This is a genomic window from Bradyrhizobium sp. Ash2021, from assembly GCF_031202265.1.
GTDB lineage: Bacteria > Pseudomonadota > Alphaproteobacteria > Rhizobiales > Xanthobacteraceae > Bradyrhizobium.
This window is the reverse complement of record NZ_CP100604.1, coordinates 7,490,319-7,516,738: the sequence shown is the minus strand read 5'-3', so window position 1 is coordinate 7,516,738 and position 26,420 is coordinate 7,490,319. Positions and strand designations below refer to the sequence as shown.

The window sequence follows — 26,420 nt, the reverse complement described above, 5'->3', positions numbered from 1 at the left end:
CGATCATAATCCCGGTCCGGAACAGGGGACGACGGCCAAACGCGGTGTGGCTCATCGCTTCGCTCCTGCGCTATAAGAGGCATCTGGGGATGAGGAGCGTATGGCAGAGGTTCAAAGGCGACTCGCGGCAATATTGGCGGCCGATGTGGTCGGCTTCTCCGCAATGATGGAACGCGCCGAGGAGGCGACCTACGCTGAGATCAACCGGCTCCGGCGGGAGGTGATCGACCCCAACCTTGCGCGTCATCAAGGCAGGCTCATCAAGTCGACCGGCGACGGCGTTCTCGCTGAATTTGCGAGTCCGCTTGCGGCCGCGAAATGCGCGATCGACATCCAGCGGATACTGTCCGCCTCTCCCGACGGCATCCGGATGCGGATCGGGCTCAACCTCGGCGACGTCATCGTGCAGGAGGACGGCGACGTCTACGGCGAAGGCATCAACGTTGCAGCGCGTCTCGAAGGGCTCGCCGATCCCGGCGGGATCCTCGTCTCCGCCAAGGTGCACAACGAGATCGAGGGCAAGATCGAGGCGGAATTCGAGGATCGAGGCGAACGGCAGCTTAAGAACATCGCTAAACCGATCAGGACCTATGCCGTAACTCCGAGCGGTTCTGGCCGGCCGAATTCGGCGTCGAGCAAAGTCACGCAAGCCCCGGCCAAGCCGGCGCTACCCGATAAGCCGTCGATCGCGGTCCTGCCGTTCCAGAACATGAGCGGCGATGTCGAGCAAGAATATTTCGCCGACGGCATGGTCGAGGAAATCATCACCGCGCTCTCGCGATCCAAATCGCTGTTCGTGATCGCGCGCAATTCGAGCTTCACCTATAAGGGCAAGGCGATCGATATCAAGCAGGTCGGACGCGAGCTCGGGGTTCGATATGTGCTGGAAGGCAGCGTACGCAAGGTTGGGAACCGGGTTCGCATCACAGGGCAGTTGATCGATGCAGCGACAGGAGCGCATCTCTGGGCGGATCGATTTGACAGCCAACTCGAGGATATTTTCGATCTGCAAGATCGCGTATCGGTGAGCGTGCTGGGTGCAATCGCGCCGCGCCTTGAACGAGCAGAGATGGAGCGCGCTCAGCGGAAGCCGACCGAGAGTCTTCAGGCATACGATTATTATCTTCGCGCCCTCTCAAGTACTCATCGCTATACCCGAGAAGCAAATCTTGAAGCCCTAAATCTCGCTCACACCGCTGCCAAGCTTGATCCTGAATTTGCCTTGGCCTATGCGCTTGGCGCTCTTTGCATCAATCAAAAGAAGGCATTTGCCTGGATTGCTGACGCTGATCGAGAAGTGCAAGAGGCTCGACGACTAGCGAGACGGGCTGTTGAACTCGATAAAGACGATCCCATGGTGCTTGCCATGGCTGGGCAAACCGTCTCCTTCGTCGTAGGGGAAGTCGAGGTTGGAGCGGCTTTGCTGGCGCGCGCTATCAGCCTCGATCCAAATCTGGCTCCCGCTCGATATTGGTACGGCTTCACGCTGACGTCTCTTGGCGAAGTAGACCTCGCTATCGACCAGTTTAATGCAGCTTTGCGCCTGAGCCCGCTTGAACCACGGATCTTTTTGGCTCACTCGGGCATGGCATATGCCCATTTCATGGCCGGTCGTTATGAGGAGGGCTCTTTATGCGCAAATATCGCAGTGCAGCAGCAACCAAATTATATACTTGCGCATCGCGCCGCAATGGCATGCCATGCAATGGCCGGGCGAGTTGAAGAAGCGCGACAAGTCTGCGCGGCGGCGCTGCGACTGGACCCCACCCAGCGCATCTCTGATATCAAAAGACGGAATCCTTTTCAGAAGACAGATATCGAAAAGCTGGCCATGGCTTTCCGTATCGCAGGCATGCCCGAATGACTCAGCGCCGGCTTGCAGCGATCCTCGCCGCCGATGTCGTCGGCTATTCCCGCCTCGTCAGCGCAGATGAGGCCGACGCGCTGACACGGTTGAGCATGCTACGGCGCGAGATCATCGAGCCGGGTATCACAAAGCATTCGGGGCGCTTGTTCAAGATCATGGGCGACGGATTTCTGGCGGAGTTTGCCAGTGCCGTTCAGGCCGTGAATTGTGCGATCGCCATTCAGGCCGAAGTCGAGCAGGCGGCGTCCGCGTTTGACGACGCTCGGAAAATGCGGCTGCGTATCGGCATTCACGTCGGCGACGTGATGGTCGAGGGCGACGATTTGATGGGCGACGGCGTCAATATCGCGGCCCGGCTGGAAAGCATCGCTGCGCCGGGCGGCCTCTCGATCTCGCGCGCGGTGCACGATCAGGTCCGCGACCGAATCGATGTTGCATTCGACGACAAGGACGAAATCGCACTGAAGAACATCGCGCGACCGGTTCAGGTGTTCGCATTGGCCGGTTCGAAAAGTATGACAGCGAAGCAAGCTTCTGTTCCGGCGCCCGCGCTCGCGCTCCCGGACAAGCCCTCGATCGCGGTTCTGCCGTTCCAGAACATGTCGGGAGATCCGGAGCAGGAATATTTCGCCGACGGCATGGTGGAGGACATCATCACCGCACTGTCGCGATTCAAGTCCCTGTTCGTGATCGCGCGCAATTCCTCCTTCACTTACAAGGGCAAGGCGGTCGATATCAAGCAGGTCGGGCGTGAACTCGGGGTGCGCTACGTGCTTGAGGGCAGCGTGAGAAAGGCGGGTAGCCGCGTTCGCATCACCGGACAGCTTATCGAGGCCGCGACCGGCAGTCATATCTGGGCTGACAAATTCGACGGCGGGCTCGAAGATGTGTTCGGCTTGCAGGATCAAGTCACCACCAGTGTCGTGGGTTTGATCGCTCCGAAACTCGTGCAAGCCGAGATTGAGCGCGCGCTTCAAAAGCCAACGGACAGGCTGGACGGCTACGATTTCTATTTGCGCGGCATGGCGTCGCTGTATCGAGGGGCCGTGCCCGAAGCATATGAGCTCTTCAAGAAAGCTATCGGGCAAGATCCGGAATATGCCGCCGCTTATGCCGTGGCTGCCTCGGCACTGATGCGGCAGCAGGCGGATAGTGGCGTCACACTTACTGATGAAATGAGGACTGAAGCGCTCCGGTTTGCAGAGCTAGGCTCCAGGCTGGCAAATGAAGACGCTCTGGCACTGGCAAGATGCGGTCACGTCGTAACCTACCTGGGCCACGAATATGACCGCGGGGCGTCGTTGGTCGAGCAGGCGGTCGCTCTCAACCCAAACCTGGCGATGGCGTGGCACTCTCGAGGATGGGTCTCGCTCATGTGTGCCCAGCCGGAGCGCGCCATCGAAAGTTTTGACAGAATGATCAGGCTCAGTCCCCTCGATCCCCTGAGAATGGGCGCCTGGACCGGGACGTCGTTCGCGCTTTTTCACTTGGGGCGGTACGACGATGGTGCGGCCGTGGCGGTGAAATCAATTCAGTACCGCACCGATGCTCAGACGCTGGGAGCATACATCATGAATTCAGTACGCGCCGGGCGAGTTGCGGAAGCGCGAGAGGCGGCTGCACGCCTGCTGAAGTTGCAGCCTGATTTTCGGGTTTCTCATGTCAAGGAAGCCTTTCCCATCCGCTCGCTGGATGAGCGCGAGCGAATTGCAGCCGCGCTTCGTGACGCGGGCTTACCGCACTAGTTAAACATCCCGTTGTCCGGATCATGGAGGCGAGCCTGCTAAACCGCTTCCATCCGCTGGTCTCGACTAGGCTTGCCTGCCTCACGCACCCGATCGGCGCGGCCGTGATGGGTATTTTCGGGGGCGCGCTTGTGCAATTCGGCAAACTGCGCCGTCGACATGGCAAGATCGACGCCAATGGACCCAACGCTGACATCAAGCTATGAAGTGGCCAGAGATGGCGCTGACGAGGGATCGAATGAAACGGCGCGAGTTCATCACGCTGATTGGAGCCTTGGCGATGACGCCGCCGTCTGCCGCCTTTGCGGAGCAGGGCCAGGGCCGCGTGCCTCGAATTGCTTATCTCGGTGCATCCAGTCCTCGCGTTATCGACCCCCGCCAACTCGAGGGGTTCAAGCAAGGGATGCGCGAGAACGGATTGATCGAGGGCGAGAACGTCGTCGTCGACTATATTTGGACCGAGGGCGATGCTGTTCGCCTATCGCGGCTCGCCGGAGACGTCAGCAAGGGCGGATACGATGCGGTCGTGACCGCCGGTCCTCAGGCGGTGCACGCGTTGACCCGCGCCGGAACCACGGCACCAATCGTCTTTGCTATCGTCGGTGACGCCATTGCCAACGGTGTTGTCACATCGCTGGCGCGGCCGAGCGGCAACGTCACCGGTCTGTCAATGTCCAACTCCGATCTCGAAAGCAAACGAATTGAAATCCTCAAGGAGGCGGCGCCGTCAGTCACGCACGTGATGGCGTTGCGCTACCCTAGCATGGGTGAATCGGGGCTAAAGGAAGCTGCGGCAACGGCCAAGGCGCTTGGCGTCGAATTCGATGCCGTCGAAGCGGGAGTGGACCAATTCGACGCTGCGTTCGCGGACGCCGTCCGCAGGGGTGTCAACGGGCTGGCGACGTTCGCCTCGCCTTTCTTCAATTTTCAGCGCGTGCGACTGATCGAACTGGCCACACGTCATCGTCTGCCGTCAATCTGGGAGTCCGATGGCTATGTCAGGGATGGCGGCCTTTTGTCCTATGGCCCAAATTTCCCCGACATGTATCGCCGCTCGGCTGGCTATGTCGCCAAGATCCTCAAGGGTGCAAAGCCGTCGGGCTTGCCGGTGGAGCAACCCGTACGATTTGAGTTGACCGTCAACCTCAAAACGGCGCGGGAGCTCGGCATAATTCTTCCACCGACGTTGCTCGCCCGTGCCGACGAGGTCATCGAATAGGGCTTGCCTCGATGCGCCGCACGACTCCGGTTCTGGGCCCTCTCGGAGCGACTGCCTGGGCCTACGCCGAAAAGCTGCTTAGGCCAAGATTGGGATTGGAAGTGGGAATGAGACGACGAGAATTCATCGCAATTGTCGGCGGCGCGGCCGCGATATGGCCCATCGCCGCCCTCGCGCAGCAGATGCGCCGGATTGGCGTACTTCTGGTTACCTCGGAGGATGATCCGGAGTCTCGCGTCCGGATCGCGGCTTTCGAGAAGGGGCTCAGCAAGCTTGGCTGGAGCGTCGGCCGCAATGTCAGGATCGATTATCGCTGGTATCGGGGCCAGACCGAACGCGCCCGGACCGCAGCAGCGGAGTTGCTCGAATTGTCGCCGGACGTGATGTTCGCGAATGCGAACCCGGCTACCCGAGCTTTGCAGGAACTGACCCGTGACGTCCCTGTTGTGTTTACGACCGTCACGGACCCTGTGGGATCGGGTTTCATCGGAAGTCTTGCGCACCCCGGCGGAAATATCACCGGCTTTACAAATCAGCCGGTGGAAGGGGCGAAGTTCGTGGATCTGCTCAAGCAAATTGCGCCCGGCGTCAAGCGGGTGTCGGTGATGGTCGGAAATTCGACGTCTAGCGATGACATTGCTCTTTCGGCGGAGAAGGCGGCACCGACATTTTCCGTCGAAATCACCAAAGTCGTGGTGCGTGATCCCTCGGTCATCGAGCCGGTTCTGACGGCCTTAGGGAGCGACCCGAATAGCGGCCTGATCATTCCCGGAGACACTGTAACATCGTCCAACAGGCAACGTATCGTCGAGTTGGCAACCGCCCACCGGATACCTTCCATCTACGGCTTCAAATTCTTCGCTACGGCGGGCGGCCTGCTCTCGTATGGCATCGACGTGACCGGCCAGTTCCTGGACGCGACAAGCTACATTGATCGCATTCTCAGAGGCGAAAAGCCTGCCGATCTTCCGGTCCAGCAACCGACGAAATTTTCACTTGTCATCAACCTCAAAACCGCCAAGATGCTCGGCCTCACAGTGCCGCCAACGCTGCTCGCAGCCGCCGACGAGGTCATCGAATAGCGAGGCTGATTTTTTGCAGCGCACGAGGCCGTTGTTATGGCCCATCGCGCCGTTGGGTGTCCGAAGCTTGGACTTGTGCCGAACTTTGCCTAAGCTCACGGAGACCCGGGGGCGATTAGCAATGAAGCGGCGCGACTTCATCAGGTTTGTCGGAGGTGCTGCGGCCTGGCCGTACGCGGTTGGTGCACAGCCGCGACACGTTTGGAGGATTGGCTTCTTATCGGGAAAATCAGAGCCGAGTTCTCTTGCGGGCACCGTCTATGGAGAGTTCCTGAAAGGCATGAACGGCTTCGGGTACATTGAAGGAAGAGATTTCGTGATGGACTGGCGCTTCGCGGCCGGCGATTTTTCGCGTCTTCCGGGAATGGCTGCCGAACTCGCAGCCAGGCAGGTAGACGTGATCATCGCAGGCTTCACTGGCGCCGCGCTGGCGGCGAAGAAGGCTACGGCGTCCATACCAATCGTGCTTGGCTATACGGCAGATCCGGTTGGTACCCGACTTGTTGAGAGTCTGGCCCACCCCGGCGGTAACATCACTGGCCTTGCCACCTATTTACCTGAAATCGCCGCGAAGCAATTTGAACTATTGACCGCGGTCGCACCCAGATTGACGCGCGTGGGAATTCTTCTGAATCCCGACAATCTCGCGTATGTGGGAATGCTCAAAACCGCTCGCGGCGCAGCTACTGCAACCAGCATCCAATTGACCGTATTGGAGGCGCGCAGCACTGACGAGACAAGACATGCGTTCGAGACACTCGATCAACAGGTCCAGGCCGTAATGGTCGTTCCGGATCCGGTGTACGACCCGCCCCGTTCGGTGGTGGCGGATCTAGCGCTGATGTATCGACTGCCATCGATACATCCTTATGCGGAATACGCGGCGCTCGGCGGACTTATGAGTTACGGTGATAGCCTTGGCAAGTTTTATCGGCGGGCAGCGTACTTCGTGGACAAGATCTTCAAGGGAGTTCTGCCGCGAGAGCTCCCCGTTGAGCAACCCTCGACATTCGAATTTGTGGTCAACTTGAGGACGGCGAAAGCGCTTGGCCTTGATGTGCCAGCAACATTGCTTGCGCACGCCGATCAAGTGCTCGAATGATTCGGCCGAATTTCGCTGTTGGCACATCACGTCGATCCCGGGATCGACCGAGAGGGCCGCTTGGAAGATCCCCGGACCAGCCGCGAAATCGAAGGCGGCCCCGCGGAGCATGGCGGGCCGCTGCATCACACCGCCACGGCGAAGCAGTAGTGCCCATCTTCATCGGCCGTGGGCGGCAGTTCGGTACACGCTATCGCCGCCAAGATCGGCCGGCTCTTCGATTGACCCCTCAGGGCGCCAATTGAGTGCAGTCCAGCCCTGTCACCGCAATAGGCAGAACGGAAGAAGCTGGCGGCAAGAATAGTGGACGACGACCAAACGCATGGGTGGCACATCCCTTGGTGCGTGTTCTAATATGGCGACCTGGGGGTGAGGAGCGTATGACCGAAGTGCAAAGGCGGTTGGCGGCGATTCTGGCGGCCGATGTGGTCGGCTTCTCCGCAATGATGGAACGCGCCGAGGAGGCGACCTACGCTGAGATCAACCGGCTCCGGCGGGAGGTGATCGACCCCAACCTTGCGCGTCATCAAGGCAGGCTCATCAAGTCGACCGGCGACGGCGTTCTCGCTGAATTTGCGAGTCCGCTTGCGGCCGCGAAATGCGCGATCGACATCCAGCGGATACTGTCCGCCTCTCCCGACGGCATCCGGATGCGGATCGGGCTCAACCTCGGCGACGTCATCGTGCAGGAGGACGGCGACGTCTACGGCGAAGGCATCAACGTTGCAGCGCGTCTCGAAGGGCTCGCCGATCCCGGCGGGATCCTCGTCTCCGCCAAGGTGCACAACGAGATCGAGGGCAAGATCGAGGCGGAATTCGAGGATCGAGGCGAACGGCAGCTTAAGAACATCGCTAAACCGATCAGGACCTATGCCGTAACTCCGAGCGGTTCTGGCCGCCCGAATTCGGCGTCGAGCAAAGTCACGCAAGCCCCGGCCCAGCCGGCGCTACCCGATAAGCCGTCGATCGCGGTCCTGCCGTTCCAGAACATGAGCGGCGATGTCGAGCAAGAATATTTCGCCGACGGCATGGTCGAGGACATCATCACCGCGCTTTCGCGCTTCAACTCGCTGTTCGTGATCGCTCGCAATTCGAGCTTCACCTACAAGGGAAAGGCGGTCGACATCAAACGGGTGGGCCGCGAGCTCGGCGTGCGTTACGTGCTCGAAGGAAGCGTCAGAAAGGCCGGCGGGCGGGTGCGCATCACCGGTCAGCTGATCGATGCATCGAACGGGGCCCATCTATGGGCGGACAGGATCGACGGCGAGCTGACGGACGTCTTCGAGCTTCAGGACCGGATCACCGCGAACGTGGTCTCCTCGATCGCGCCGAAGATCGAACAAGCCGAGATCGAGCGAGCCAGGAAAAATCCCACGAACGTCCCGGACAGCTACGATTCGTATCTGCAGGGGATCGCGCTGGCCAGCCGCGGGCAAGGCGCCGAGGCCAGGCTCCTGTTCAAGCGCGCGATCGAGCAGGATTCGGGATACGCCGCCGCCCACGCGATGGCGGCTTACACCTACCTCATCGACCAATCGCAGCACGGTGCGATAGCGGACCCGGCGATGCGCGCCGATGCCGTCGCGCTTGCCAATGCCGCCCTGAAACTTACTGACCAGGACGCCTTCGTGCTGGCCCGCTCCGCCCAAGCCCTCACCTACCTCGGACTCGAATACGACCGGGGGGCGTCGCTGGTGGAGCAGGCGATCGCGCTTAACCCGAACCTGTCAGTTGCGTGGCTCGCAAGGTGCTGGGTTTCGGTTATGCGGGTCGACGCGGAGCGGGGGATCGAGAGCTTCGAGAGGATGATGCGGCTAAGCCCTCTCGATCCGTTCAAGCCTTTCTTCGTGGCCGGCATCGCGCATTGCCGTTGGTTCCAGGGCCGTTTCGAGGAAGGGCGTGAACTCGCCAGGGAGGCCATTCAGACTCGGCCGCATCTTCAGCCCTTCGCATCCTACATCGTAAACAGCGTAGCGCTCGGAGATCTGCCCGAGGCGAGGGAAGCCGCCCGGCGTCTACTGGAGTTCGATCCCTCCTTCCGCATGTCAGGCGCGGCTGCGATTTTCCTGATCCGGTCTCCGGAATATCGCGAAAAATTCCTCGGCGCGCTCCGAGCCGCCGGTCTGCCCGAATAGCGAAGGGGACATCGATGCCGCGTACTGAACAAGGCCGAGATTCGTCTGGGTCCGCTTGAGAGTACTTGGTAACACGCGCGTTGGTGAATGTCCGTTCATGGCCCGAATGCGAAGTCCGGACGGGGCCCTGAATTGTCCGCTCGTCGGGGTAGGCCGGAAACGGCTGGCCGACCTTCCAGACGGCGCTTTTGACCCGGAACGGACTCAGGGCACTCTAACCCCGTTCAGCGCAGACTCGGTGATTGCCTTCTGCACAGTGGCATCTGCTCGAATTTGGCTCACGAACACGTCAATATCGGGCAGCGCCACAGCGGCGCGCTTGCGAACTCCAATCGCCATCTGCACCACATTGAAATGTCCGGGCAGCACATGTGCACCGGGCACGGCATCAGCAATCCGATAGGCAAGGTGCACGTTCTCGCCGTAAACATCGGCATTTCCCTTCGCCAGCGCATCGCACGCTGCCTCGAACCCGCCCGGCACCGCGACGATTTCCGCCTGTTTGATCATACGGCGTAGCACCGCGTGCGGCGCGCTTCCTTGCGCTACGGCAATCCTGACGCCCGGCTGGTCGACCTCATCTGCATTCGTAGGTGCCGCACCAGCGCGGGCCACAAAGCCATTATCCACCTCCATGAAGGTGGTGCTGAAAACCAGGTAGTCGGCGCGGGAAGGGTCGCGCGCGGCAAGGCCGACATCCCAGTCATCCGTTGCGAGGCTCTCGTTGTAGCGCGCCGGATTGTCATAGGGCCTGAGCTCCAACGGAACGTCCAGATGCGTAGCGAGCGCGTTGGCGATAGTGACCGACACGCCTCCGAGTGTTCCATCAGAGCGGCGAGTCACCAGAACAGGGTTGGAGATGATCAGAGCAGCCCGCAGCTTGCCGGTCGGGCACAGCGCAGCCACCACCGAAGCGCGCGCGGCGTCTGCGCACGCGAAGCCCGCGTCGTGCTTGTCATTGAGATGGCAATCGCGGTTGCGCATACGTCTCCCCTTGTCCACGTCATCGTCTCCTCCGGTCAATGGCCGGGGAACAATAGCGTTTTGGGACAGCGGACGGGAGGATTTCCGGTCAGGCCCGAATGCGATGTCCGGACGGTGTCCTGAATTGTCGGCTTGCAGGGGTAGACTTGAAGTGACCGTCCGTGTCTCGAAACGGCGCTTTTTGACCCGCAGCCGACAAGCCAGGCGTCTCGATGTACCTTGGAGGTCACTTTCCAAAGAGGTGTTTCTCGGCGATAAGGGCGTCTTAGCTGGAAGCGTCAGGCATGAAGCGGCGTAAATTCATCGGTCTTCTGGGCGGGGTGGTGGCCAGTTGGCCATTGACGGCCCGAGCCCAACAGACGCGAATGCCCGCAATTGGTTTTCTGCGCAGCTCATCCTCCGCGCCCTCACAGTTCCTTGCCACGGCTTTTCGGGAGGGATTGAAGGAGCAGGGCTTCGTGGAGGGCCAGAACGTCCAAATCGAATACCGCTACGCCGACGATGAGAAAGAGCGCCTTCAGCACATGGCGACTGACCTGCTTGCCCGGCCGTTAGCTGTCATCGTAGCGGATACGATTGCAGCCATACAGATCAAGGCTGCGGCAACCACCGTGCCGCTCATTTTCGCCAGCGGAGGCGATCCGGTCGCGGCCGGCCTGGTAACCAGCCTCAATCGACCGGGCGGCAACGTCACAGGGGTAGTATTTTTCTCGACCTTATTGGGGGCAAAACGATTGGAACTGCTGCGGTGGGTAGTGCCCAACGCGGCAATGATTGGGATGTTGACAAGTCGCACCAGTCCGAATGTGGAGGCAGAGCGAGGTGACGTTGAGGCCGCGGCGCTGGCGGTCGGGCAACAACTCACTGTCATCGACGCCAACCGCGAAGACGAATTGGATACGGCATTTGCGGCCTTCATTCGAAGCGGGACGCGCGCGCTGCTGATCGGGTCTGGCACCTTGTTGACAACCAACCGGGCACGTATCATCGCGTTAGCAAGTCGTCACGCATTACCCGCAATATATCCGCTTCGGGAGGAAGCTCTGGAGGGTGGCATGATGAGCTATGGAGCCAGCGTTGCCGACGCGTATCGGCAGGCCGGGATCTACGCGGGGCGCATTCTTAAGGGCGAGAGAGCCGCTGATCTGCCGGTGATGCGATCCAGCAAGTTCGAGTTTGTGCTCAATCTCGGAACTACAAAGGCGCTGGGAATTGATATCCCGCCCGCGCTGCTCGCCCTCGTTGACGAAGTGATCGAATGAGACTTCCGCTTCTGGCCCGAAGCGGCTGACATTAATCGGGCAGAGTATTTCCGCTCTGCCCGGGTATTTCAGACCTCAACTTGTTCCGCTATCGAGAGCGCGTCGTCTACCTCAATACCGAGATACCTGACAGTGCTTTCGATTTTGGTGTGCCCGAGCAGAAGCTGTACAGCCCTTAGATTGCCGGTGCGCCGATAGATCAGCGTCGCCTTCGTCCGACGCAACGAGTGCGTGCCGAACAATTTCGGATCAAGTCCGATGCTTGCCACCCATTCAGAGAGAAGCCGAGCATACTGGCGCGTTGTCATGCATTGGCCGTTAGCCCGTCGGCCAGTGAACAGGAACTCGCCTAGCGACTTGCTTGCGGCATTCAAATAGTCATCAACGGCTTGGCGGGTCTGATCTGTCAGCTCGAATTTGACCGGCCGTCCTGTCTTCTTTTGCCGAACCGTTGCACGATCAACCGCATAGCCATTCGGAGCAACATCCTCGACCTTTAAGGCCACGACATCGCAGCCGCGAAGCTTGCTGTCGATGGCCAGATTGAACAAGGCAAGGTCGCGCGTTCGTCCATCGACCAGCAGTCGGGTTCGTATCGACCAAACGTGTTTGGGCCGCAGTGGAGGCTTGGCCCCAACCAGTTTGCCCTTATTCCAGGGCGTCCGGCGGGGAGTGGCGGATAGGCAATTTTGGTCAGGCATTGTCGTTCTCCTCAGTAACTGAGGAAAACGATCATGCGCCTCGCCCCAGGGGGCGGAATCGTGTCGGCTTTCAGAGGGTTGCCGTCATGGCAGCGGCGCCGGGCGATAGCAAATCTGTAGCGTTTGACCCGACGGGCCCTCGGCTGCGTCATCAATCTCGATCGTCAGAGGAGACCAAAGGCCCTCTTCCAACGCCGATTTGAATCGATACGATGTCCTGCTTCCTTTACCGTTGTGAGGTCATTTGATGCCCAAGATTGAGCCTGCTGATAAGGTCGATATCCGAATCCTGGTAGACAACGCGACAGATATGCTCTCGTCAAATCCGCCCTTCGTTGAAAGCGAGGGCGCATCCCTTGTTCGACGCGGCTTCAAGCTCAACGCATACAAATGTCTATGCTGCGCGGTGCACGGGTTGTCATGCCTTTTGACCGTGCATCGCGGCAGCGAGAGCCATACGGTGCTGTTCGACACTGGCCCTGAGGATTACGCATTCGAGCGCAATGTTACGCGGCTTGGCGTCGATCTCGGCGCGGTCGAAAGCATCGTCCTCTCGCACGGCCATGCCGATCACGCCGGCGCAATGTTGCTCGCGCTTGGGATGATCCGCGGCCGTAATGGCGGTCGCGATGTGCCGTTCTACGCTCATCCCGGCATGTTCATGACGCGCGGCGTTCGTCAACCGAGCGGCAAAGTACGCCAGATGGAAGACGTGCCCAGTCTCACCGATCTCACGGATTTCGGTGCGGCGATGGTCGTGACGACAGAGCCGCAAGTCTTTCACGAAGGTTTGTGCTACGTGAGTGGCGAAATCCCTCGTGTCACCGATTTCGAGCGTGGCTTTCCCGGGCAGATGCGGCGAACCGCCGCCGGGTGGGAGCCGGACGAGTTGCTGGTGGACGAACGCTGGCTCGCCGTGAACGTCGCGGGGAAGGGTCTCGTGGTGCTGTCTGCCTGCTCTCATGCCGGCATCGTCAATGTGTGCAAGAATGCGCGGGCGGTATTCCCGGAAACTCCAATTCATGCGGTGCTGGGCGGTTTGCATCTCTCCGGCCCCAACGAGGCTGTCATCGCGCAGACCGTCGAGGGGCTGAAGGAGTTCAACCTGAAAACCATTGCAGCCGGTCACTGCACCGGCTGGCGCGCCATGGCGGCACTAGCGAACGCGTTTCCGGACGCGCTCTCGCCCACCGCCGTCGGCAAGCAGTTTACATTTTGAGCGCGACGACACTGCCGATGCTGCAGGACAAGCATGAATGTGTTCACTTCCGAGTTTGGCCCATCGCGACATTTTCGGTGCGCTGCGGAATTTGGTCGCTATCAGGGCATAGCGGACATCAATCAAGCTCGGATCAATCAAGCTCGATTTATGAGTGCGTCCCTAACTAATCTACCGAAATCTCATTGTTCGGATTAGGCAGGCGCCATTGCTCCACCGCGAATGGCCGCGTCATAACCAAACGCATCTGGATAAGAGCGCGATCGAGCGATGAGGTGGAATACGATTGTGAGGTCTTCACAAATCGCTGTGTCGAGGTTCCAGAGGCTGGTCAGATCAAATCCGCCGTCTCGATCGGCATTCCACCAAGCCAGGAGGAAGTCTGCTACCCGCTTGGACTGATGAGTGTCGCTACGGGCAATCCTAAACAGTCGGTTAAGGGCGGCTACTTCACTTTGTGCCCGTACATTTTCGCCCTCGCGGAAGGCCTCACCATCGCCGTGCTTGTCGATGATGGACGGGTTCGGCGTCACGACGTAGCCCTGCGCTGCAAGGACAGGCCGCAGCGCCTCGACCAACTCGCGCCCGTCACCTTTAGCAAGCACCCTTATTTCATTGGGCCTTTTTGCACTCGGAAGGTTGCTGGCTGAGAGTCCCTCCCTCTCCGCCACCGTTTTCCGACGGCACGAAGTCCTTCAAAAACAGGCGTTTCCCGAACCGCCGGAAATTGACGGTGTAGCACGACGGTGTAGCACCAGGCTTGGCGCCGCGGCGGCCCACGTTGCCATCATTTTGGTCGTCGGAGGAAGTCGAATCTTGAAATCGTTACGACGATCGCGCACGCTTCGCGCCATGAGCCGCCCACAGACACTCGCCGAAGCAGCCGCCGTCTCGCTTGCCGGCAACAAGCCGTTCGGCCACGCCGTCGACGAACTGCTTCACGAATTCTATCTGCACCCCGACGTACGGCAGGCCGCATTGACGACGCGCCGGTGTCGACGGGCGACGCGCTGCACGACGCCTGGCTCGGCGCCCTCGGCGAACATCTCGCGCGTCGTTGGGGATTGCAGGTGCCGGCGTGGGCGGAGCGGCCGCAGCACTTCCGGATGACGGCACCGCAGTTCTTCTCGCCGTCTGCGGCGCTGCGCGGCTATCTCTACTTCGAGAGCCCGCTCGCGTTTCGGAGACGGCATGATCTTCACGACGCCCGAGCCGCTGCAGCGGGCGCGATTTCCTCGGACTGGCGTACGTAATTTTGCACCGGAGGCCGTCCTAACAAGCAATTTTGCACCTGGATAAGGAATTTTACACCTCGCGCCTCGGAGCGCCCAGTGCGAATCCGCGATTTTCTGCGCCAGTAATGCTTTCCGCCTACACCTTCGACCTCGGCACCCGCGAAGGAACGCATTGCTCGCCTTCGCATAGGCGTCGGACAACTCCTGCTCGAGGATCGAATTTGCGAGGATGAGCGCGAATGACGGTCAGATCGTCACGCGGCGACCTGCTCGCGAACGTAGCTCGATGTATAGCCGATCAATTGAATGGATTGTTTGCATCAACCTTTGCGGGATCATTGGAAGGTTAGCTTCCCATCCGTGGGTTTTCCACGTGCTTCTTCGCCGTTGGCTCATTGGAGGCTTCCATCGAGCCGTGACTCGTGGCCACTCTCAACTAGGCAAGAGTATCGGTGTTGGAGGAATTAATATGAAGGCGATCTTGATTGACCCCGACGCGAAGTCGGTCACGAGAATCGAAATCAGCACCGATGCGCGGCTGGACGACTATTTCGACGAAAAGCCGCAGTTGGCCATGAAGCTGCCGAAGGGCGACATCCTGCTCGCGGGACTAGAAGAGCATGCCGAAGCGTTCATCATAGGTGGATCTCGACCGATTGCGGGACCTGGTCTCATCGTGGGCCGCCGCACCGGGCAGGGGGAACGCGGTCCAGCGCTCGTTCGTCTCGATGACGTGGTCACGATGGTTCGTTGGACCAGCATCGGGGTGCGCCCTAAGCCGCCACGCGCGATGCGGGCGATCGTGATCGATCCGGAACAGAGCCTCATCGAGGAGGTGGTGATCGCGCCTCACAAGCTCGCGATCGCGAGCCTGCTCGGTGGCGAGATCGGTCCGTACATGAGGGTGCCGGGGAACGACCATGTGCTCACGCTGGCGTTCGGCCCTAGATCACCTTGGTATTGGCGAAAGGACGATCTGGCGTTCAGTGCCAGGTGCGTGATAGTCGGCCACGATCCGGAGACCGACTACTTCGCCGACGTCGTCACGTCCGTCGAGAACCTGCGGGCCAGCGTCGAATTCCGGGCGCCCGACGAGAGCATTTGGAGGAGCTATGCCGACCGCAAGGCGCAGGCCGATCGGTCGCCCGCCACGTAGTTCGGTCGCGTCGCGCTGGAGTCGATCATCGTGGAATGGGTCCCAAGCCGAGGCCGTGCGCCGGGGAACCGAATGCCCGCCGCTGCGTCAGAGGGATGGGTAACCGAGTCGTCGTCAAAACGAAATCGAATCGCCCCGAATCAGTTCGTTCTCAAAGTGTCTCCGCACAGCAGAGAGTCAGATTGTGCGAATCCGAGTCAGTTCTGCCGCGAAGCGATAGTAATTGATTTTCTTGGTGGGCCCGGCAGGACTCGAACCTGCAACCAGACCGTTATGAGCGGCCGGCTCTAACCATTGAGCTACAGGCCCCGCCGCGGCGGCCGCGGGGCGCGGCCGGCAACGGTGCCGGGATCGTTTACAGGGTGACCCGCGATCCCGCAATGCCGCCTTCAATCCACCGAAACGCCGGCGAATTCGACCACTTTCCGCCATTTCTCGGTCTCGTCCGCGATGAGTTTGCCGAATTCGGCCGGGGTCATCGGCTTGGGGATGCCGCCGACTTCGGCCAGCCGCGCCACCAGTTTGGGGTCCTTCAGGGCCTCATCGATGGCCTTGTTGAGGGTCTCGACGATCTCCGGCGGCGTGCCCTTCGGCGCCGAGATGCCGTAGAAGCCGACCGATTCGAACCCCGGCACGGTCTCGGCGATGGCGGGGATTTCGGGCACGGTGGACCAGCGCTGCGGCGAAGTGACGCCGAGCGCGCGCACGCTGCCGCCGCGCGACTGCTCCAGCGCCGAGGGCAGATTGTCGAAGATCAGCTGCACCTTGTTGGAGATGATGTCCGGAAACGCGATCGCCGATCCCCGGTAGGGCACATGCACCATGTCGCATTTGGTCATCGCCTTGAACAGTTCGGCCGACATGTGCACCGAGGTGCCGTTACCCGAGGAGGCATACGAGATCTGCCCCGGATTGGCCTTGCAGTAGTCGATGAACTCCTGGACGGTCTTCACCGGCATCGCGTTCGACACCACCAGCATGTTGGTGAGCTGCATGATGCTGGCGACCGGCACGGTGTCGCGGATGAAATCATACGGCAGCTTCTTGTAGAGCGAGGTCGAGATCGCGTTGTTGGGCGCGACGAACAGCAGCGTATAACCATCGGCCGGCGAACTGATCGCCGCGGCAGCGGCGATATTGCCGCCGGAGCCGGCGCGGTTCTCGACCACGAACTGCTGGCCGAAGCGCTCCGACAGCCACTGGCTCATGATGCGCGCGACGATATCGACCGGGCCGCCGGCGGCAAAGCCGATCAGCCAGCGCACCGGGCGGTTGGGATAATCGGCGGCGGCGGAGGGCGCGACGCCGGTCGCGAGACTTGCAAGAACTACCAGGCTGAAAAGACTGACGCGTAAAAATCCGATCATGGGGTTTCCGTTATTTTCTTCGTTGCTGCGTTTCTACGTTTCGAAGACGATCTAGTCCACCGACACGCCGGCGAATTCGACCACCTTGCGCCATTTTTCGGTCTCGTCGGCAATCAGCCTGCCGTATCCTTCCGGAGTGAGCGGCTTCGGGACCCCGCCGATCTCGGCCAGCCGCGCCACCAGCTTCGGATCCTTCAAGGCCTCGTTGACCGCCTTGTTGAGGATGTCGATGATTTCCGGCGGCGTGCCGTTGGGCGCGGACATGCCGTAGAACACGCTCGATTGATATCCCGGTACGGTTTCGGCGATGGCTGGAATCTCGGGCACGCTGGGCCAGCGCTGCGGCGAGCTGACGCCGAGTGCGCGCACGCTGCCGCCGCGCGCCTGTTCCAGCGCCGAAGGCAAATTGTCGAAAATAAGCTGTACCTTGTTGGAGATGACATCCGGAAAGGCGACCGCCGATCCGCGGTAGGGCACGTGCACCATGTCGCATTTCGTCATCGCCTTGAACAGCTCTGCCGCCATGTGCACCGTGGTGCCGTTACCCGACGAGGCAAACGCCACCTTGCCGGGATTGGCCTTGCAGTAGTCGATCAGCTCCTGGACCGTCTTGACGGGCATCGCCTTCGAGACCACCAGCATGTTGGGCACTTGCATGAAGCTTGCGACCGGCATGGTGTCACGGATGAAGTCGAACGGCAGCTTCCGGTAAAGGGAGGCTGAGATCGCGTTGTTGGCGCCGCTGAACAGCAGCGTATAGCCGTCAGGCAATGAGCCGATCGCGGCCGCGGTTGCAATATTGCCGCCGGAGCCGGCGCGGTTCTCCACCACGAATTGCTGGCCGAAATGTTCCGACAGCCATTGCGCCATGATGCGCGCGACGATATCGACCGGGCCACCGGGAGCGAAACCGATCAGCCAGCGCACTGGGCGGTTCGGATAATCTGCGGCCAAAACCGGAAGGCTCCCGGCCACGACGCCAACAAGGCAGGCTCCAGCGAACGCCGCCGCGCGCAGAAATCCCGTCATGGCCGCCCCCGTCATTTTCTTGTTACCGTTGCGCGCATGCTTTCATAAATCACCGCGATTGCCTACAACCTCCCGCGCGTTGATTGGTCATTTCGCACGAGACGACACTTGAGGCCGAAAATGAAACTCGTCCATATTGCCTGTGCCGGCGCGCTGCTGCTGGCGGGGAGCGCCGCGGCGCAAGAGGGAGGCAAGACCATTACAAACACGGCCATTGCAAAGACCACAATCAGCCTGGGGACCGCGACGCCGGGTGGCGGCTTCCCGCTCTACGGCAATAGTTTCGCGGAAGTCATGAACGCCGCCGACCCGGCGCTGTCGATCGAGCCGCGCAACACCAAGGGCTCCAATGAGAACATTCCGCTGCTGGAAGCGGGCCAGCTCGATATCGCGCTGGTGGCGGGGGAGCCGTCCTACGAAGCCTTCATGGGCATCGGGCGGCCGGCGACCAAACTCAAAATCCTGACCGCGATGTATTCGAGCCCGGGCATGTTCGTGGTGCGCGCCGATAGTCCCTACAAGACGATCCGGGATCTGGTCGGCCAGCCGGTCGCGTTCGGCGCCAAGGGCTCGGGCCTGCCGATCCTGTCGCGCTACATGCTCGACGGCATCGGGCTGAAGCAGGACGAGGATTTCAAGTCGATCTATCTCGATCGCGCCGGCGACGGCCCGGCCATGGTGCAGGACGGCCGCGCCGCAGCACTTTGGGGCGCCGGGATCGGCTGGCCCGGTTTCAAAGCGATGGCGGAGAGCCCCGGCGGCGCGCGCTTCATCGCCCCCGACGCCGGCGAGATCGCGCGCATCCGCGCGAAACACACTTACCTGAAGCCGCTGACGGTTCCTGCGGGCAGCTATCCGAACCAGAGCGCGCCAATTTCGTCGGTCGGTTCGTGGAGCTACATCCTCGTCCGCGAAAGCCTGCCGGATGAGGTGGCCTACCGGCTGGCGAAGACGCTGCACGGGATCGAAGGCGAGTTTTGCAAAAAGCTGTCGCAGGCCTGCGAGACCACGGCGGCGAACACGGTCGCGGCCGCGCCCAATGTCGAATTGATCCATCCCGGCGTGCAGAAATATTTCCGCGAGATCGGCGTGGTGAAGTAGGGCGCAATTCCATCCGCCGTCATTGCGAGCCAACGGGTCGCGCGAAACGCGCGCCCGATGACAGGCTCCGCGAAGCAATCCATCCCTCCGCACGCGCGGAAGCATGGATTGCTTCGCTGCGCTCGCAATGACGAAATTGAAACTTCACATTCAATTTTCAAAAAACTCTCCGATGTCGTCGTCCGGCTTGACCGGACGATCCAGTATTCCAGAGGCGCCTGACCTTGGCCGATAGGCCGCGGCCAACTGGATCGCCCGCCGGAGCCTGTCATCGGGCGGTCATTCGGCCGACCCGTTGGCGGGCGATGACGACTGGTGGATGTGACTCCGCATTCTCGCGGCATGATATGCCCGAGGTTTGCCTGAACTTCCGCCCTCATCAAGAGAAGAGGGCGCAGGGAAGACCGGGTGCACGCTGCACCCGCGGTCTCGTGTGCAAAATGCACAAAGAAAACGCACACGAGCATACAGGTTCAGCGGAGGCATCCGGCCTTCCCTGCGCAATGGTTTACGGCTTACTTCGCGCTCTCCCCGGTGAACGGGCTTTCTTGCCACCGTCGCCCCTGAGAAGCGTTTGCTTCTCACGAACTTGACGCCAGCATCGCGGCGTCAGAACCACGCGACTTCGCCGTCCGCGAGCGCCTGCGTTCGTCTTGCGCAAGCATCGCGTCCACCGCATCCCACCGCGCGTTTCGTGACGTGCGCAACGCCCCTCTCATCGGGTGAGACGGGGCGAGCTAGTAGCGCTGATTTGCCCGACGGGTGAAGCGAAATATTTTTGATTCCTGGGCTTGACATTATTTCGGAAAATCCGAAGTGATTTGCCCGTCGGGTCAATGGGTCGCGGCTGAAAACGGTAGTTTTTCATTGCGCGCGAAGCGAAGCACTCCGCGGCGCCGCTCGGTCTGGCGGCGCGGGTTGCTTCTGGCGGGAATAGAACGCGGCCACTGTCACCGTCATAAGGATTGCGCGCGCGAGCCGAATCCTGAATCGCGGCAGGTGTGAGTCAGGTCTGAAGTAAGGCCGCCTCAATTGGGCGGGCCTCTTTTCCATGAATCGCCCCCCGGGGGATCATCCTCCGAACGTCAAGACTCCCGCATGATCTGGCACACCCGCTGACTTGAAACACCGATGATGTCAGCGACAAGTTTTGGTGCGGCGCCTAAATCCAAAGCCGTTCTGACCGCCACGTCCCGGGGCACGCCACTGGCCAGATCCTTCTTCAATTTCCTCGAAGTTACCTTTGCTTTGGCGGCCACTTGTCGAGCTCGCGCGTCATTCGCCCGGCGCCTCAGCTCAGACCTCGCCGTCTGCGAAGGGAATTTTTTCCCGGCAAGGCGCTGAGCGCGTCCAAGAACCGTGTTTCGAGACACCCCCATGCGCTCTGCTACCTCGGAAAAGGAAAGCCCCTCTCGCCTAAGCCTCAGCAATTTTGCATCGAGTTGGTCATTCCACATGAGTTTCGTTCCGCGCAAATCCATTCGCGGAACAAATCTGATTTGCCGCAATAATGCAATCCGAACTGTGCCGATATAGATCGAGCCTTGAGGCGGGAATTCCCGTGTCTCTTTATGGGCTGCAGTCCAGTGCACTTAACTGACTGGCGAGCATTTTGGCTCGCATCATCTCATCGCGCGCAAAGCAATTTAGTGCACTGTCACCTTAACTCTCGGCGACTTGTTCGCCGTAGCTCATCGAGCGAAGGCGGAAGCAATCCACAGTGCCGCTCGCCTTGGCGGGCGTGGATTGCTTCTGGAATAGAACGCAGCCTTGGGGCACACTCATCGGCCGGTTAAGTGCACTGAAGATCATCTAGCCGGCCTTCGCAACCGAGAAGGCCGTGGAGCTAAGGTGAATTCGTAATCATCGAATCACTTTTGACCACGAGGAGGCGAGGATGATGTACAGCGGGATTGATCTGCATTCTAACAACAGCGTTATCGCGATCATCGACGATGCCGATCGGGTTGAGGCACAGAAGCGCTTGCCGAACGACGTCACGAAGATCATTGGCTTTCTGGTTCGCTGGCAAGAGCAATTGGCCGGCATCGTTGTCGAGTCGACCTACAACTGGTATTGGCTGGTCGACGGCTTGCAGGACGCCGGCTTCCACGTGCATCTCGCCAATACGGCTGCGATCAAGCAATACGAAGGACTGAAGCACAGCGGCGACGAGACCGATGCGCAGCACCTGGCCCATTTACTGCGGCTGAGCATCTTGCCGACGGGCACGATCCTGCCGCGGGAGCAGCGGGCGACGCGCGATCTGGCGCGCAAGCGCATGCAGCTGGTGCAATCATGCACGGCACATGTCCTCGCGGTCGAGAACATCATGGCCCAGCAGCTGGGCGGGCGAATGACCAGCAATCAGATCAAGCGCCTGACCGACGATGCGGTCGACAACCTGTCCCTGGCGGCGGATGTAGGCTTGGCAATCAAGGCCAACGTCGCGGTTATCGCGACACTGCAGTCACAGATCGAGCTTCTTGAAAAGCGCCTGCAAGAACGCGTCAAGCCGCGTCCGCAATACGGCTTGTTGACCAGCGTGCCGGGCATCGGCCAGACGCTCGCCACCGTCATTCTTCTGGAAACCGGTCCGATCGATCGGTTCGCCGACGTCGGCAACTTTGCGTCTTACGCGCGCTGCGTTGACAGCGTGCACACCAGCAATCGCAAGAAGAAAGGCGAAGGCAACGTCAAGAACGGCAACAAATATCTTGCCTGGGCCTTCGTCGAGGCGGCGAACTTCGCCAGGCGTTTTTGCCCGGAGGCCAAGCGTTTCCATGAACGCAAGAAGGCCAGGACCAACAACATCGTCGCCACCAAGGCGTTGGCACACAAGCTCGCGCGCGCCTGCTATCACATCCTGAAGGAGGGCAAACCGTTCGACGCAACGCGCTGCTTTGCCTAAAGGACGACGGCGGTTCGGCGAGCCAGGTACGGTGACTGGAGTTGCAACCACCTGCACTGAATTGGACGCCGGATCGCCGTCACCAGCCGCGGTGACAGCGGATCGCCCGCAGCGTAAGCCATCCGGAGATTGGCGCCGGCACGCTGGCAGCCACGATTCTGTGAAATTCTTTTGGATGCGAGGCGGCACCAACGTTCTTCTGGGGCGGCCATGCCGCCAGGGCGCGGGCCCCGGTCGGGCCGATGCTTGATCCCGATGGGTGTCTGGCGCGATCCGTGATGCGGACGCAGCCATCAACCGAAGAAACGGGCGCGGTTCGAACACGGCAGCTGAAAACGACAAATGAGAAAAATTGGCAGCCAGTGCTGCCAAAAAAATGCTCTGCGCCCTTGACCAGCGGCCGGCTAATGGGCGTCACCGTAATTCCAGCGCCATAGCCTTAAGGGTTAATTCGAAATTGCAGTTGCCAGTTGCATTTTAAGTCTTAGCGTATCGATAGTCGTGCGGATTGGCCGGCGCCTCTTCAACCCCGGCCATGCGTACCGGGCGATAAGGGACCGCCGCTCTGCCCCAGGGCGACGGCCCCGCCGAAATAAGCAATGTGCGATGGAACCGGCGCCGTGCCGGCAGTTGCGGAATGAGCCGTCCGGCGATCGCCCGGGCGGCTTGTTCTATGCGGTACGCGCCGCCTCCAAAGCAGCTCTTGCCATATCTCGAATAACGTCACTCGGAAAATTCAAACCGAGTAGGCATTGAAAGCCCTATTCGTGGCCTGCGATTGGTTTCAACTCGATGGCACGCGCAGCCGCATCGATTCTCTTCGGTGATTGCCGATTGCACCGGCCTATCCCCAGCGCCAATCGACTGAATGACCTTGCTGTGGAAGGTCCACGCCGCTTCGGTTGCAATGGTTCCAAGCCGCACTTGAAGTGCAGCTAGAATTACGGTGACACCCATTGGCCGGCCGCTGGTCAAGAGTGCGAAGGCCGGCTAGATGATCTTCAGTGCACTAAAGTGACTTATCGCACCTTTGCGAGCAGCGCATGGTCCGTCTTGCCTGTGTCTTCTTCGACCATCCGCACCACGTCTTCCGCGATTTAGCTGCAGGCCTGTCAGCCCTTCTACGTTAACCCGTTCGGGACAAACCAACTCCGGTATGACGATTTGCCTCGGTCACGGTTTTAGGTAGGTCCAGCCCTCCTCCTGCAGTTCCATCACGCGCACCACGCCTGACTTTACCACCTGCGCCTGAGCGACAATCGGTATGTCCTTGTGCTCGGCTTCGTGCATTTTTTCCTGGGTGTTGCCGCAAGCCTTGAACGATACCTCCGGCGTACTCAGCGCCATTTGCTCGATTCGAGCCTTCACCGGCGACGTGTCATCGCGAAGCATATGCAGGCCAGGCCCGAACGTGACGACCTCGATTTTCACCTTCTCCCCGAGCTCCTTATAATATTGCGTAACGTTCGTTGCGTTGTTCAGCGCGAGATTCATCGTGGCAGGGTCATTCGTGTTGACCTGCAGGATCAAACGGTGCGCTTTGGAAACGGGGATGGCCTGGGCCATTGCAGCGAGAGGGGATCGCTTCCGCGCCTGTGTGGTGGCGAACCGTCTCGTCGAGTGTCTCCCAAGCCACCGCCCATGCGTGGCGCGATCCATCTTGATCGATCCGGAATCCGGGGTGGTCGTTATCGGTCCCGCGTATGGGGCCGGGGTCGTTGTGGTCGGCTCAGAATATTGGGCGGGGTTGGCCGTTGACGGTCTCCAGTATGGGCCGGGGCTGGTCGTTTTCGGCACCCAGTATCGTCCGCCTTGCTCCGCCGCGGCGAATGGTGCGGTAAGCAGGACCGCGATGGCTGCCATCGTCGCTGCCTTCGCAATATGCTGAAACATGCTCATCGTGTTTCTCCTTCGCAAAATCTCGTCAGAGACCATCAAATTGTCCGGCGCTTCGCGACGGTATGTGGCCTTGCACTCCGCGGCCATCTTTGCACCATCTCCACCCTGAGCCAGATCATTCCATCGAGGGTATGCGAACAACATCGCCTGCGAACAGGCCGGCGGGTTGACCAGCTACGGAACGAGCTTTCCCAACATCTATCGTCTGGTCGGCACTTACGCCGGATTAATTCTGAAGGGCGAGAAGCCAGCCGACTTGCCCGTCGTGCAGCCGTCCAAGTTCGAGTTCGTCATCAATCGAAGACGATGGACCTCACAATCCCGTCAACGCTTCTGGCGCTCGCCGACGGGGTGATCGAATGATGCATGCCAGCGCGTAGGGCCGATTGGAGCCGAAGGGTAATCCGCCGTTTCGAGCATCGCCGCGCGATCATCGTTCGCCGAACTCTTCACTCGTTTCTCTGTCACCGATCCACGTTCAAGACGCCCCAATCGTTGATCAGTCATGTGAATGATGGCCTCCAGAACGCAACGAGAGAGCCCCGACGCTGTAGCGCGCCGGGGGCTCCTATCTCGGATCGCCAAAGCTGGGTACTTCCGCCAACCCAACGATCCTAAACTCGGGCAGAATACAGTGCTTTCGTGAGCGGTTGAATATACCTCTGACGGGCTAACCCATGCACCTCACGAGGCGCAAGATGCGACGAAGTTTGCAGCATTCACGACGACCCGCCGCCGGCGCTCACGCCGTCGACGTTCAACCGGAGTTATGGTGACGGTGCACCAAATTGACTTATCGACTTGTCCTGCTTCTTCCGATTGAGTGCACTCACCGAAACTACCGGGATCGGGGTGGTGAAGTAGCTCGCAACTCCCTCAACTCGTCGTCCCGGCCCATATGCGCAATTGCGCATCAGGAGCCGGGACCCATAACCACCGATGCTGATTTTGTGAACCGCTGGAGCAACAGCTAGCCACAACCACGAACGCCTGTGGTTATGGGTCCCGACGTTCGCCGGGACGACGTTGTTGGGCTTCTTGGGACGACGGTGAGAGTTTGCTACTTCTTCACCAGCGAACATTCCGGATTGGGCGGGCCGAACGCGTCCTCGCCGGAGATCTTCGCCAGGATCTTGTAATAGTCCCAGGGATATTTCGACTCTTCCGGCGACTTGACCTGCACCAGCATCAGATCGTGCACCATCAGATTGTCCTCGCGCAGCTTGCCGTTGCGGGCAAAGAAATCCTCGACCGGTTTCTCGCGCAGCTTGGCCGCGACCTTGAGCGGGTCGTCGGTGCCGGAATCCTTGATGGCGTTGAGGTAATAGGTCACGGACGAGTAGACGCCGGCCTGCCACATCGTCGGCATCCGGTTCATCTTGGCGAAATAGCGCTTCGACCATTCGCGGGTCTTGTCGTCCATGTCCCAATAGAACGAGGTCGTCAGCAACAGCCCCTGCGCCGCGGGAAGCCCGAGCGAATGGATGTCGGTGATCAGCACGAGCAGCCCGGCCATCTGCTGGCCGCCCTTCAAGACGCCGAATTCGCCGGCGGTCTTGATCTCGTTGATGTTGTTGGGCGGGCCGCCGGCGATGCCGATGATCTTGGCCTTCGAGGCCTGGGCCTGCAGGATGAAGGACGACAAATCGGGCGTCGCAAACGGCGGCTTCACCGAGCCCAGCACCTTGCCGCCGTTCTTGAGGATGACGGCGGAGGCATCCCTCTCGAGCGAGTGCCCGAACGCGTAGTCGTCGGTGATGAAGAACCAGCTGTCGCCGCCGCGCTTGACCACTTCCTGCGCGGTGCCGACCGCGAGCGCGCGGGTATCGAACACCCACTGGATGGCGTAGGGCGAGCAGAACTTGCCGTGGAAATCCGCAGACCCCGTCGAATGGGTGATGAACAGCTTCTTCTTTTCGTTGGCGACGGTCTGCACCGCGAGGCCCACGGCCGAGACCGGCACGTCGACGATCAGATCGACCTGCTCGGTGTCATACCAGCGCCGCGCCAGGCTGGCGCCGATATCGGCCTTCAATTGATGGTCGCCGACGATCACGCTGATCGGCTTGCCCAAGACCTTGCCGCCGAAATCGTCGACCGCCATTTGCGCGGCGGTCACCGAGCCCTGACCGGTCGGCGTCGACGCCGGACCGTTCATGTCGGTGAGGACGCCGATCTTGACCGCATCGTCGGATATCTGCGCTGACGCCGCCGTTGAGGCCAGCAGTGCGGCCGCGAGTGCTCCAAGTGAAAACCCAAGTGAAAATAGGTTTTTGCCGAACATCCTGTCTCCTCCCATTACCTCCGGCACATTGGCCGTTATTGCTTGACCGTTTTGCTTTTACCGGGACCTGGAGCCCCGGCCAGATTGGTTTCTTTTGCAACTATTTTCGGGCCGGCGTCAAC

The 26,420-nt window shown here is 60.4% G+C and carries 21 protein-coding genes and 1 tRNA gene; 13 read left to right on the top strand and 9 right to left on the bottom strand.

The annotated features are described in order from the left end of the window. The first annotated feature begins 100 nt into the window (after nt 1-100). From NL528_RS36160 to NL528_RS36135, 6 genes are all read left to right on the top strand, one after another. Nucleotides 101-1,864 (top strand): adenylate/guanylate cyclase domain-containing protein, encoded by a 1,764-nt coding sequence (locus NL528_RS36160; RefSeq protein WP_309179158.1) that lies wholly within the window; start codon nt 101-103, stop codon nt 1,862-1,864. Beyond that, the gene (locus NL528_RS36155; RefSeq protein ID WP_309179157.1) at nt 1,861-3,612 is read left to right on the top strand and encodes an adenylate/guanylate cyclase domain-containing protein; all 1,752 of its coding nucleotides are present in this window, start codon (nt 1,861-1,863) and stop codon (nt 3,610-3,612) included. The genes NL528_RS36160 and NL528_RS36155 overlap by 4 nt, the downstream gene beginning before the upstream one ends. A 238-nt stretch (nt 3,613-3,850) precedes the next feature. Then, nucleotides 3,851-4,831 carry an ABC transporter substrate-binding protein gene (locus NL528_RS36150; protein WP_309179156.1) on the top strand — a complete coding sequence of 327 codons (981 nt, stop codon included), beginning with the start codon at nt 3,851-3,853 and terminating at the stop codon, nt 4,829-4,831. Between the two features lie 11 nt (nt 4,832-4,842). After that, nucleotides 4,843-5,913 carry an ABC transporter substrate-binding protein gene (locus tag NL528_RS36145; protein ID WP_309179155.1) on the top strand — a complete coding sequence of 357 codons (1,071 nt, stop codon included), beginning with the start codon at nt 4,843-4,845 and terminating at the stop codon, nt 5,911-5,913. Nucleotides 5,914-6,034: 121 nt separating this feature from the next. Continuing rightward, nucleotides 6,035-7,015, top strand: a complete 981-nt coding sequence (locus tag NL528_RS36140; RefSeq protein ID WP_309179154.1) for an ABC transporter substrate-binding protein — start codon at nt 6,035-6,037, stop codon at nt 7,013-7,015. Between the two features lie 380 nt (nt 7,016-7,395). Next, nucleotides 7,396-9,150: an adenylate/guanylate cyclase domain-containing protein gene (locus NL528_RS36135; protein WP_309179153.1), complete on the top strand. Its 1,755-nt coding sequence runs from the start codon at nt 7,396-7,398 to the stop codon at nt 9,148-9,150. Between the two features lie 204 nt (nt 9,151-9,354). Here NL528_RS36135 and NL528_RS36130 read toward each other — a convergent pair whose 3' ends face one another. Then, nucleotides 9,355-10,134: a transporter substrate-binding domain-containing protein gene (locus NL528_RS36130; RefSeq protein WP_309179152.1), complete on the bottom strand. Its 780-nt coding sequence runs from the start codon at nt 10,132-10,134 to the stop codon at nt 9,355-9,357. A 284-nt stretch (nt 10,135-10,418) separates the two neighbouring features. Here NL528_RS36130 and NL528_RS36125 point away from each other — a divergent pair, with 284 nt between their 5' ends. Beyond that, a complete protein-coding gene (locus NL528_RS36125) occupies nt 10,419-11,396 on the top strand; it encodes an ABC transporter substrate-binding protein (RefSeq protein WP_309179151.1) in 978 nt (325 codons plus the stop codon). A gap of 68 nt (nt 11,397-11,464) precedes the next feature. Here the strand turns inward: NL528_RS36125 and NL528_RS36120 are convergent, their stop codons facing one another. After that, on the bottom strand, nt 11,465-12,097 hold the full coding sequence (locus NL528_RS36120; protein WP_309179150.1) for a tyrosine-type recombinase/integrase: 633 nt from the start codon (nt 12,095-12,097) through the stop codon (nt 11,465-11,467). Between the two features lie 247 nt (nt 12,098-12,344). Between NL528_RS36120 and NL528_RS36115 the strand changes: the two genes are divergently transcribed. After that, nucleotides 12,345-13,316 carry an MBL fold metallo-hydrolase gene (locus NL528_RS36115; protein WP_309179149.1) on the top strand — a complete coding sequence of 324 codons (972 nt, stop codon included), beginning with the start codon at nt 12,345-12,347 and terminating at the stop codon, nt 13,314-13,316. A gap of 194 nt (nt 13,317-13,510) precedes the next feature. Here NL528_RS36115 and NL528_RS36110 read toward each other — a convergent pair whose 3' ends face one another. Further along, the gene (locus tag NL528_RS36110) at nt 13,511-13,921 is read right to left on the bottom strand and encodes a hypothetical protein (protein ID WP_309179148.1); all 411 of its coding nucleotides are present in this window, start codon (nt 13,919-13,921) and stop codon (nt 13,511-13,513) included. A gap of 387 nt (nt 13,922-14,308) precedes the next feature. On the opposite strand from NL528_RS36110, the gene NL528_RS36105 reads away from it, so the two are divergent. Continuing rightward, nucleotides 14,309-14,569 (top strand): hypothetical protein, encoded by a 261-nt coding sequence (locus NL528_RS36105; protein WP_309179147.1) that lies wholly within the window; start codon nt 14,309-14,311, stop codon nt 14,567-14,569. 451 nt (nt 14,570-15,020) lie between these two features. Beyond that, nucleotides 15,021-15,707, top strand: coding sequence for a hypothetical protein (locus NL528_RS36100; protein WP_309179146.1), 687 nt, complete (start codon nt 15,021-15,023; stop codon nt 15,705-15,707). 233 nt (nt 15,708-15,940) lie between these two features. Here NL528_RS36100 and NL528_RS36095 read toward each other — a convergent pair. The 3 genes from NL528_RS36095 to NL528_RS36085 form a co-directional block, all read right to left on the bottom strand. After that, nucleotides 15,941-16,016 (bottom strand) — tRNA-Ile (locus NL528_RS36095). Between the two features lie 80 nt (nt 16,017-16,096). Then, nucleotides 16,097-17,074, bottom strand: a complete 978-nt coding sequence (locus tag NL528_RS36090; RefSeq protein ID WP_309179145.1) for a tripartite tricarboxylate transporter substrate binding protein — start codon at nt 17,072-17,074, stop codon at nt 16,097-16,099. A gap of 51 nt (nt 17,075-17,125) precedes the next feature. Continuing rightward, nucleotides 17,126-18,103, bottom strand: a complete 978-nt coding sequence (locus tag NL528_RS36085; protein ID WP_309179144.1) for a tripartite tricarboxylate transporter substrate binding protein — start codon at nt 18,101-18,103, stop codon at nt 17,126-17,128. A 120-nt stretch (nt 18,104-18,223) separates the two neighbouring features. Here NL528_RS36085 and NL528_RS36080 point away from each other — a divergent pair, with 120 nt between their 5' ends. Next, entirely contained in the window at nt 18,224-19,204 is a 981-nt protein-coding gene (locus tag NL528_RS36080; protein ID WP_309179142.1) for a TAXI family TRAP transporter solute-binding subunit, read from the top strand. A 1,085-nt stretch (nt 19,205-20,289) separates the two neighbouring features. Here NL528_RS36080 and NL528_RS36075 read toward each other — a convergent pair. Next, nucleotides 20,290-20,661: a GcrA family cell cycle regulator gene (locus NL528_RS36075; protein WP_309179140.1), complete on the bottom strand. Its 372-nt coding sequence runs from the start codon at nt 20,659-20,661 to the stop codon at nt 20,290-20,292. A gap of 440 nt (nt 20,662-21,101) precedes the next feature. Here NL528_RS36075 and NL528_RS36070 point away from each other — a divergent pair, with 440 nt between their 5' ends. Beyond that, a complete protein-coding gene (locus NL528_RS36070; protein WP_309179139.1) occupies nt 21,102-22,115 on the top strand; it encodes an IS110 family transposase in 1,014 nt (337 codons plus the stop codon). Nucleotides 22,116-23,288: 1,173 nt separating this feature from the next. On the opposite strand, the gene NL528_RS36065 is transcribed toward NL528_RS36070, so the two are convergent. After that, the gene (locus tag NL528_RS36065) at nt 23,289-24,014 is read right to left on the bottom strand and encodes a DsrE family protein (RefSeq protein WP_309179137.1); all 726 of its coding nucleotides are present in this window, start codon (nt 24,012-24,014) and stop codon (nt 23,289-23,291) included. Between the two features lie 166 nt (nt 24,015-24,180). Between NL528_RS36065 and NL528_RS36060 the strand changes: the two genes are divergently transcribed. Next, nucleotides 24,181-24,369, top strand: a complete 189-nt coding sequence (locus NL528_RS36060) for a hypothetical protein (RefSeq protein ID WP_309179136.1) — start codon at nt 24,181-24,183, stop codon at nt 24,367-24,369. 705 nt (nt 24,370-25,074) lie between these two features. Here NL528_RS36060 and NL528_RS36055 read toward each other — a convergent pair. Further along, on the bottom strand, nt 25,075-26,298 hold the full coding sequence (locus NL528_RS36055; RefSeq protein WP_309179135.1) for an ABC transporter substrate-binding protein: 1,224 nt from the start codon (nt 26,296-26,298) through the stop codon (nt 25,075-25,077). Between the last annotated feature and the right edge of the window lie 122 nt (nt 26,299-26,420).